Origin of the sequence: Kaistella sp., assembly GCF_049588135.1 — a bacterium.
Taxonomy (GTDB): Bacteria; Bacteroidota; Bacteroidia; order Flavobacteriales; family Weeksellaceae; genus Kaistella.
Map to the genome: position 1 here is coordinate 1 of NZ_JBAVFG010000137.1, position 9450 is coordinate 9450.

Sequence of the window (9450 nt, forward strand, 5' to 3'; positions counted from 1 at the left end):
GTTATGTTTTGGTCGCTTTCAGTATTTTTATCTTCTTACAAAGTTTCAAAAAATTCAATCAATTTGATAAAAAATTAGAAGAAGCCGAAAAAACAGAACAAAAAATCATTCAGAAATGAAAGAAATACTTCTACCCAAATCTTTAAAAAAAGGAGAGCAAATCGCTATTGTTTCTCCCGCTGGATCGGTTGAAGAAAAGCAATTAGAAAAGGGTTTGGAAATGATTAGGCAAAATGGTTTTGAACCCGTTTTAGGCAAACATCTTTATGCCAAATTTTCAAACGGTTACAATTACGCAGGAACCGAAAAAGAGAGAATTTCTGATTTGAACTGGGCTTTTAATAATGAAGATATTTCTGCTATTTGGGCTTCCAGAGGCGGTTACGGTTGCCAACATTTATTAAGACATTTACAACTTTCAAAATTCAAGAAAAACCCGAAATGGTATATTGGTTATTCCGATAACACCGCGATTCAGAGCTATTTATTGAAGAATAATTTCGCTTCTATTCATGGACAAACCATTAAAACATCAAGTTTTGGAGTTACTGATGAAAGTTATGATTTGATTTTCGATATTTTAAAAGGAAAGAAACCAAATTACATTTTAGAAAGCAATCCTTTCAATAAAAAAGGAACGGTTGAAGGTCAATTAATTGGTGGAAATTTGGCTTTAATTTATGCACTGCTCGGAACGCCTTATTCTTTCGATTTTAAAGATAAAATTCTTTTCATAGAAGACATTGGCGAAAATTATTACGCTTTAGATCGAATGTTGATGTCGCTTGATTTAGCCGGTGTTTTCAGAAAAATTAAAGGCTTAGTTATCGGCGGAATGACCAATATGGGCGATGAAAAAGACAACAAAAACTACGAAGAAAGTTTCGATGAATTTGCTTATCAACTTATTTCACAGAGATTAGAAAAGTGCAACTTCCCTACCCTTTTTGGTTTTCCGAACGGACATATTTTTGATAATCGTCCATTGATTATTGGAGCAAAAATTAAGATGGAGGTTGAGAATAAAGTAAGCGTTATTTTTTAAAACTTTGACTATTCAACTTTAAACCTAGAATCTTTAAAGCATGGCAGAACATAACGATTTCGGAAATCTCGCAGAAGATTTAGCAACTGATTTTTTAGCCCAAAAAAACTATAAAATTTTGGCAAGGAATTTCCATTTTCAAAAAGCCGAAATCGATATTGTAACCGAATTTGAAAATCAAATCGTAATTGTTGAAGTAAAAGCCAGAAGTTATAATACGCTGATTGACCCGCAAGAAGCCGTTACGAAGAAGAAAATAAAATCGATTGTGTTATGCGCCGATTTTTTCATGAAAGAAAAAAATATCGATAAAGAAGTTCGTTTTGATATTATCACCGTTCTTCCCGATGAAAAAGGCAAATTAATAATCAACCATATCGAAGACGCTTTCCAGATCTTCGATGCCAATTAATCCTCACCCTAAATCCCTCTCCAAAAGAGAGGGACTTTAATAGAAAAAAATATGAAAACAGCACTCATCACTGGAGCCACTTCCGGAATCGGAAAAGCTACCGCAAAACGACTTGCAAAAGAAGGATTCCGATTGATTCTTTGCGGGCGAAGAACTGAAGTTTTAGATCAACTAAAAACAGAACTTTCTGCTCATACCGAAATTTTTAGTTTAAACTTTGATCAACGGTATTTTAATGAAGTTGAAACTGCTTTCAATTCAATACCTGTCGATTGGAAAAACATCGATATTCTCATTAATAATGCAGGAAATGCACACGGTTTAGAATCACTAATCGATGCCAGTATTGATGATTTAGATATGATGATTGACGGTAATGTTAAAGGACTTTTATACGTTTCGAAAATGGTTATGCCCGGAATGAAAGAAAGAAACACTGGACATATCGTAAATATTTCTTCTGTGGCAGCGAGACAAACGTATGCCAATGGTGTAGTATATTGTGCATCAAAAAAAGCAGTTGATGTGATTTCAGATGGAATGCGTTTAGAATTAACCGAATTTGGAATTAAAGTCACCAATATTCAACCTGGATCTGTAGAAACCGATTTTTCTAAAATAAGATTTAAAGGTGACGAAAATCGTGCAAAAACAGTTTATCAAGGTTATGAACCTTTGAAACCCGAAGATATTGCTGATGCGATTTCGTATTGTATTGCTGTACCAAAGCATGTTATGATTTCTGATTTAGCAATTTACCCGAGTGCTCAAAGTGAGCCGAGAACGATTTATAGAAAACCATGAGATAATTAGGTAATCAGAAAATGTGATAATATCTTTGTGAAAATTATCTCATCAGCACATTTTCAAATTATCACATTAAAAAAATGAAAATCCTCCACATCGAAACTTCCTCCAAAAATTGTTCTGTCGCTATTTCTGATGGTTTAGAATTGCTATGTTTGTGCGAAGAAATTTCAGAAAATTATAAACAATCCGAAAGTTTGCACACTTTCGTTGAATGGGCTTTAGAAGGTGCAAAAATCTCACTGAAAGATTTAGATGCTGTGAGTTTGGGAAAAGGTCCAGGTTCTTATACAGGACTTCGAATCGGCGCTTCTTCGGCAAAAGGTTTTTGTTATGGACTTGGTATTCCATTAATTGCCATCAATTCTTTAGAAACGATGATAGAGCCGTTTTTAAACAAAGGGTATGACTTTATTATTCCATTAATTGATGCCAGAAGAATGGAAGTTTATTCAGCCGTTTTCGATGGTAATTCAGGCGAAATGATTACTGAAACCGAAGCAAAAATATTAGATGAAAACTCTTGTCAGGAATATCAAGATAAAAAGATTTTGTTCGTAGGAGATGGCGCTAAAAAAGCAAAAGAGATTCTTCAACTTCCAAACGCAGATTTTGATGAAACTGTTTATCCGTCGGCAAAATACTTAATAAAAAAAGCAGTCGAAAAATTCGATAAAAAAGATTTCGAAGATGTAGCCTATTTCGAACCCTTTTATCTGAAAGATTTCCAAGGAGTGAAAAAGAAAAAAAGCGAAGAATAATCTTCGCTTTTTGTTTCATTTATTTTAAGCTCTCTGCGGGCAGTCTTGCACTTTTCACTTTCATTATATTTGGCTGCATTCCATTTGCTTTGGGTGATCCAGGCTGCTCAGATTGGCTGTTAAAATTTGGTCGAATTGGTGGCACTGTGTTTTCGGAATCTAAAGACTGATTAGAATCTTCGACAGTAGCTGCTGGCTGGTTTGTACTAATTGTATTGCCTTGATCATCCAATTTTTCGACTTCTAAATCACTTTTCAGATACTTCAGCATTTCTCTTGCTTTTTCACCTTCTGGTGTTTTAGCATAGTTTAATGCAATTTGTTCTAATTGTAAAATCATGATTTCTTTGCCAGCAGTTTTTCCACTATTAAAAGCGTTTAACAAAGAAAATTTAGGAACCAACGCATCTTTTGGATATTTTTCCAGCGCAACATCGATTAAGGTTTTGCTTTCATCATACTTTTCCTTATCATACAAATCAAAAGCTTGAGCATATAATTTTTCTACTTCCTCATCTGATTGTGAGAAAGAATTATTTTTAGGATTTCGTACAAATTCTGCGTAAGAAGTATAAGGATATTCTGTTAAAATCATTTGTTTTGCTCTGTCGGCAGCACTTGGTGTTTTCTCATAATTGAAAGCAAAAATCTGATATAATGCTTGTAATTTAATATCTTCTTCTGGTTGTGTATCCACTAAATCATAGAGGGTTTTTGTGGCAAGCGGCGTATCAGAAAAATAGGTTTCGTACATTCTTCCTAATCCCAAACTAGCGGTATCTCTGGCTTTTTTCAAAGCTAAAATATCTGCAGTTTTGGTAGGGATTTTCTCAATATAAAAACTCGGTTCTAGCCTTCTGGGATCTGGCGCGCTTGTAATTCCCATCGCTTCATTTTTCAGATCTTCAATGGAAGAACTCTTCACCAAAGTCCGCCAGTTGTCATTTAATGAACGGTTTCCCCAGATTTGTTTAAAAGAAGATTCTCCTTTTGCAACCGTACCAAGATTGGCGAAATAAAATCCTCCTTTGGTATTTCCAAAATCCTGAAATCCACCTGTATTTCCTGCGAAAGGAGAGTTTGCCGAATAGTCTCCAGTATCAAAACCTTTGCTTCTTTCCGCTTTTTTTCGCTCTAATTCTTCACGTGCTTCTTTGGTTTTTATGCCTTCAATGAGTTTATTGAAATAAGCAATTCTTTCTTCTTCAGGCATTTTGGTTAAAGCCAAAATACTGTCATTCTTTTTGATTAAATAATAATTTGCAGAAACTTTCTTAATGTTCGCCGATTGTGCTTCCAAAAGAATTTTTGAAGGTTGATAGGTCATTACCGCCAATGAAGAGTCGTAAAAAGCACCAGCAGAAAGATAATCGCTCTTTTCAAAATAGGCTTTTCCAATTTCATAATAAGTCAATCCACGAACTTGCGGATCAGAAATTTTTTCTTTCAGTGACTGTGCAAAAAATGCTTTAGCTTCTTCTTTTTTCCCGGCTTTATTTGCCATCAAACCCAACGCATAATAGAACTCATTTTTACGGGAAGCATAGGTTCCTTTTTTACTTATTTTTTCTAAATAAGATTTTGCTCCTTCGTAATCATCATCTTTTCCGTTAAAGGTTTTTGCAATTTCAATTTGAGATTTTACTTCAAATTCAAAATCATTCGCATTTTTATATGCTAAAGCGAAACTTTCTCTAGCTTCCTCATTTCTACCAAGTTCTGATAAAACTTGCCCGCGTAAGAAAGCGATTCTACTTCTTAATTTCCGGTTCTTATTAACAACGTAGGCATCATCAAGTTCGTTAACTGCATCTTGTTTTTTACCCGATTGCAATAACATTTCAGAATAATAAATTTCTAGAAGTTTGCGGTATTCTTTCTTGATTTTGCTTTTTTTCAAATCTGCGAAAACCTCTTCTGCTCGGTGATAATCTTCCATTTTAGAATACGCCTGCGCTTGATAAATTTGTGCGAGAGGAATTCTCTTATCTTTTCCCATATTGGCAAAAACAACGTTCAATCCGTCTAATGCTTCTAATGCTTTGTTTCTGTATAATCTAGATTGCGCCAGCAAAATATAAGCATCGAACATTTTTTTATTTTTCTCCTCGCCGCCCTTCATTACCGAATATTTTGAGATGGCTTTCAATGCTTTAGCTTCTGAAATTTCTAAGATAGAAGCACCTTTTTTCAATCCAGAATTTTGCCCAAAATTACCGTGAGATGCCGATGAACCTCCCGGCGGAGAAGATGGAGCAAAGGAATTTTGACTTCTATTTGGTGATGATGATCTTGTACTAGATTCCATTGGATCATCTCCAAACATCCCACCAGAATTCGCTTGAAAATTAGTTCCAAGAGGTTGCTCATCATAAGTCAATAACTGAATATAAGGAGCATAGAAATTGTCTTTATGAGCTTTATCTCTATTTTTCAATTCCGTTTCCAACGCATCTTTACTGTTATAGAGCGTATTGTAGTAAGAGAAAAATCCTTTCATAAATGTAGAATCATTTGTCTTTTTTCGAGTAGAACACGAATTAAAAACCGAGATTGCTAAAAGGAAAAGTATCGTTTTTTTCATTATCAGATAATAACTTTCAAATCAGTATTTTATTATTAAAACACCTGTTAATTTTGTAAAAATAATGATTTTTTGTTTTAGGAAGATGCTTGTTCGAAATCTTTTAAAAGAGAATACACCAAATGGGTTGGTAATCCCATAATCGTGTAGAAACTTCCTTGGATGTTTTTGATTTTTGCCATTCCCAACCATTCTTGTATTCCGTAGCTTCCGGCTTTATCAAAGGGTTTGTATTTTTTAATATAAAAATCTAACTCTTCATTATTAATGTCATCAAATTCTACATTCGCAACATCGGTTCTGGTAATGGTTTTTTTTAAAGTTTTCAACGTAATTCCTGTATAGACCTGATGCGTTTTCTCCGAAAGTTTCTGCAACATTTCTTTGGCATGAAATTCATCTTTTGGTTTTCCCAAAATTTCCTGATTGAGCGCAACAATCGTGTCTGCAGTGATTAATAACTCCCCTTCCTTTAAAGATCGAAATGCATTTGATTTTAATTCTGAAAGATAAGCCGCGATTTTATCGACTTCTAAATCAGACGGATAAACTTCATCGCAATCTACAGAAACGACTTCAAAATCGAAACCTAACTCTTTTAATAATTCTTTTCTACGTGGTGAATTTGAGGCTAATAATATTTTCATATCAATTTTGAAATCAATTAATTAAGTACTTTTTGTATCATCTTCTAACCATTTTCCTTGAACTTTCATCACTTGTTCGATGACATCTCGCACCGCTCCTTTCCCACCCTGAATCGGCGAAATATAATCTGATATTAATTTAATTTCGGGTACTGAATTTTCTGGACAGGCAGAAATTCCAGAAATTTTCATCATTCCCATATCAGGCAGATCATCGCCCATCGTTAGAATTTCTTCATTTTGTAAATTGTACTTGGTTTTGAATTCTTCAAATTTTTCCAGTTTATTGCCAATTTTAGCATAATAATCTGTAATTCCCAGATAGTTAATTCTGTTTCTTACCATCGGATCATCGCCACCGGTAATTACACAAATCGGAAAATTGTACTTTCTGGCTTTCACTACAGCATAACCATCGAGCACATTCATTACGCGACACATGCTTCCATCGGGCATCAGGTAAACGCTTCCATCAGTAAAAACACCATCAACGTCAAATACAAAGGCTTTTATGTTTTTTAAATTCGATTTATAACTCATACATTTTCTTTATCGATTCATTCATTATTTTATAAATTTTCAACTGTTCTTCATCTGAAATTAATTCTTCATGAAGTTTCAAAACCCGTTCGTCATTTCTTACTGCAGGACCGGTTTGTGCTAATTTAGGTTCTAAAATTTCAATTTTCTCGGTGGTTTCTTTAATTAAAGGTAAAAAATAGTCAAACGGAATTTCTTGCGAATCTGAAATCTCTTTGGCTCTTGCAAAAAGATGGTTCACAAAATTACACGCAAAAACTGCGGTAAGGTGAATATATTTTCTCTTTTCATAAGTTGAAGTCATTACTTTTTTTGAAATATTTAAGGCAAGTTTTTTCAACAATTCTAAATCCTGATTATTTTCTGCTTCAATGAAAAAAGGAATTTCAGCATAGTTGAGATCTTTCGATTTCGAAAAAGTTTGCAACGGATAAAAACTGGCTTTTCGGTAATTTCCTTCTAAAATTTCTTTTGGTAAAGAACCTGAAGTATGTGCTACCAAACAATTTTCTTTGTTAATCATTTTTGAAACCTCACCGATAGAACTGTCGCTGACACAGATAAAATACAAATCAGCATCGTCTAAATAACTGGTGGAAAATGGAATTTGTAATTGATCGGAAATGAATTTTAAATCGTTTTCGTTTCGTCCAAAAAGCTGGGAAACCGAAATTTTATTTTCTTGAAATGCCTTGGCTAAATGGTAAGCAACATTTCCCGAACCGATGATGACAATCTTCATAAAAAGAAATATAAACAAAGATACTTATTTTGGTTTGGACTAAAAATTGAAGCGTTAAATTTAACTTTTAAATATATTTACCATCCAAACAACGAAAGCATCTCAATGAAGATCCAGGAAGCCGAAATTATCGAGTTGATGTCAAGCGACAAATCCCGTGAAAAAGGTGTTCGCCTGATGATGGATGCTTATCAGAGCAGGTTATATTGGCATATTAGAAGATTTGTTGTAGATCATGATTTGTCACAGGATATTTTGCAGGACACGTTTATTAAGGCGTATCAAAATTTTCACCAGTTCAAGCAGGAAAGTCAATTATACACGTGGCTGTACCGAATTGCAACCAATGAATCACTGCAACAATTGAATAAGTTGAAGAAAATGCAGAAAGCTGATGAGGATTCTACCAATCATTTGCAAAATTTAGTAGCAGACAACGTGCAACCAGATGCCGATGAAATTCAGATTTTATTGCAAAAAGCAATTAATTCTTTGCCTGAGAAACAGAAATTGGTTTTCAATATGAGGTATTATGACGATTTGCCTTACGAAGAAATCTCGCAGATTTTGGAGATGTCGGTCGGAACTTTAAAGACCAATTATCATTATGCGAAACAAAAGGTAGAGGAATATATTAAACAGAATTACACAGAATAAGAACCTTTAGAATGAAAGAGTTTGATATCGAAAAATTAAAACGAGAAAATGTTTTCAAAACACCAGATGGTTTTTTTGAGGACGTGCAAAACAAGGTGTTGCAAGGAACTATTCCTGTATCACAAGGAAGAATAATAAAATTAAATTGGGTGTACGGAGCAGCGGCTGCCATTGCACTTTTTATCGGAGTGGCTGTTTTTACTGATTCAGAACTTCCAGTAGAATCTCAATTGATTGGTCAAAACGCTTCGAGGGGCAATGAGCTTGTAAATTACACATTATCAACTGATAAGCGCCAAACAGAAGAAGCGGTTGCATTGCAAGTTTTAGAAAACGATTTAACTTCTGTAGCCCAAGCTCATCAGAAAGTTAATACAGAATCGAATTCTATGTCGATGAAAGGGAGCGCAAGTTTTGCTAATCAAAATAAACAAAAGACATTGCACAATCCTGAAATGCAAGTCGATCAGATTCTTGCAAGTTTTACTTCTGCTGAATTGGCTGATGTAGGGAAAAATACAGAACAAGACATTTATTTGGATTTGTATAATTAATAAAACAGTATGAAAAAAATAGCAGCAGTAATAATTCTGATCTTGGCAGTACAATTGAGTTTTGCGCAACAACAAAATTATGACTGGAAAAACATGAAGCCTGAGCAACGAAAAGAAGTGATTAATAAAATGAACCCTGAGGAGAGAAAGTTACTTTTGAAGGAATTTCGTGAGAAAATGATTATCGCCGAATTAGCAGTTCCAGAAAATAGTCAACCAGAATTTAAAAATATTTATAGCCAATATCAAGACAAACAAAACGACATAAAATCAAAGTTCACGGCTAATGAAGATTACGAAAATATGAGCAGCGAAGAGGCGGTAAGACAGCTCGATCAAAGTTTCGAAGTCGGGCAACAATTGCTCGACAATAGAAGAAATTATGCGCAAAAATTCATGAAAGTAATTTCCCCGCAACAGGTTCTACAAATGTATCAAACAGAAGGCAAAATGCGCAACAAGATTTTAGATAAAAAACAAGACAAGCATCAAAGCCCTAGCCCACAGAAAAAACGACCATAATAGTTTATTTTTTTTAATGTTCGAGTGACCTCTGCAGATTTTTGTAGAGGTCGTTCTTAATTCTTGCGAAATTTCTTATTTTCACCACAGAAAATAACTCCCCATGATAAGAATACTTATACTTTTTCTTCTACCTCTATTTGTTTTTGGACAAAAAAAAGAAATCATTAAACTTAATT

The 9450-nt window shown here is 34.2% G+C and carries 11 protein-coding genes; 7 read left to right on the top strand and 4 right to left on the bottom strand.

All coding sequences use genetic code 11. The annotated features are described in order from the left end of the window. The first annotated feature begins 115 nt into the window (after positions 1 to 115). The 4 genes from WBY99_RS08030 (at position 116) to tsaB (ending at position 3025) form a co-directional block, all read left to right on the top strand. Positions 116 to 1045 (top strand): S66 peptidase family protein, encoded by a 930-nt coding sequence (locus tag WBY99_RS08030; protein WP_423975814.1) that lies wholly within the window; start codon positions 116 to 118, stop codon positions 1043 to 1045. A 40-nt stretch (positions 1046 to 1085) separates the two neighbouring features. Continuing rightward, positions 1086 to 1457 (top strand): YraN family protein, encoded by a 372-nt coding sequence (locus WBY99_RS08035; protein WP_423975815.1) that lies wholly within the window; start codon positions 1086 to 1088, stop codon positions 1455 to 1457. Positions 1458 to 1508: 51 nt separating this feature from the next. Beyond that, positions 1509 to 2261 (top strand): SDR family NAD(P)-dependent oxidoreductase, encoded by a 753-nt coding sequence (locus WBY99_RS08040; protein ID WP_423975816.1) that lies wholly within the window; start codon positions 1509 to 1511, stop codon positions 2259 to 2261. An 83-nt stretch (positions 2262 to 2344) separates the two neighbouring features. Further along, positions 2345 to 3025, top strand: a complete 681-nt coding sequence (tsaB, locus tag WBY99_RS08045; RefSeq protein WP_423975817.1) for a tRNA (adenosine(37)-N6)-threonylcarbamoyltransferase complex dimerization subunit type 1 TsaB — start codon at positions 2345 to 2347, stop codon at positions 3023 to 3025. A gap of 19 nt (positions 3026 to 3044) precedes the next feature. Here the strand turns inward: tsaB and WBY99_RS08050 are convergent, their stop codons facing one another. The 4 genes from WBY99_RS08050 to WBY99_RS08065 form a co-directional block, all read right to left on the bottom strand. Next, positions 3045 to 5609 (bottom strand): tetratricopeptide repeat protein, encoded by a 2565-nt coding sequence (locus WBY99_RS08050; protein WP_423975818.1) that lies wholly within the window; start codon positions 5607 to 5609, stop codon positions 3045 to 3047. A gap of 77 nt (positions 5610 to 5686) precedes the next feature. Further along, positions 5687 to 6256 (bottom strand): Maf family nucleotide pyrophosphatase, encoded by a 570-nt coding sequence (locus WBY99_RS08055; RefSeq protein ID WP_423975819.1) that lies wholly within the window; start codon positions 6254 to 6256, stop codon positions 5687 to 5689. A 21-nt stretch (positions 6257 to 6277) separates the two neighbouring features. After that, complete coding sequence (locus tag WBY99_RS08060) at positions 6278 to 6796, bottom strand: KdsC family phosphatase (protein ID WP_423975820.1); 519 nt, start codon at positions 6794 to 6796, stop codon at positions 6278 to 6280. Then, positions 6786 to 7538 (bottom strand): Rossmann-like and DUF2520 domain-containing protein, encoded by a 753-nt coding sequence (locus WBY99_RS08065; RefSeq protein ID WP_423975821.1) that lies wholly within the window; start codon positions 7536 to 7538, stop codon positions 6786 to 6788. The genes WBY99_RS08060 and WBY99_RS08065 overlap by 11 nt, the downstream gene beginning before the upstream one ends. A gap of 105 nt (positions 7539 to 7643) precedes the next feature. Here WBY99_RS08065 and WBY99_RS08070 point away from each other — a divergent pair, with 105 nt between their 5' ends. From WBY99_RS08070 to WBY99_RS08080, 3 genes are read left to right on the top strand one after another with little or no spacing between them, the layout of a single operon-like run. Continuing rightward, positions 7644 to 8195 carry an RNA polymerase sigma factor gene (locus WBY99_RS08070; RefSeq protein WP_423975822.1) on the top strand — a complete coding sequence of 184 codons (552 nt, stop codon included), beginning with the start codon at positions 7644 to 7646 and terminating at the stop codon, positions 8193 to 8195. 11 nt (positions 8196 to 8206) lie between these two features. Continuing rightward, complete coding sequence (locus WBY99_RS08075; RefSeq protein WP_423975823.1) at positions 8207 to 8749, top strand: hypothetical protein; 543 nt, start codon at positions 8207 to 8209, stop codon at positions 8747 to 8749. Positions 8750 to 8758: 9 nt separating this feature from the next. Further along, positions 8759 to 9271 (top strand): hypothetical protein, encoded by a 513-nt coding sequence (locus WBY99_RS08080; RefSeq protein ID WP_423975824.1) that lies wholly within the window; start codon positions 8759 to 8761, stop codon positions 9269 to 9271. The last annotated feature ends 179 nt before the right edge of the window (positions 9272 to 9450 follow it).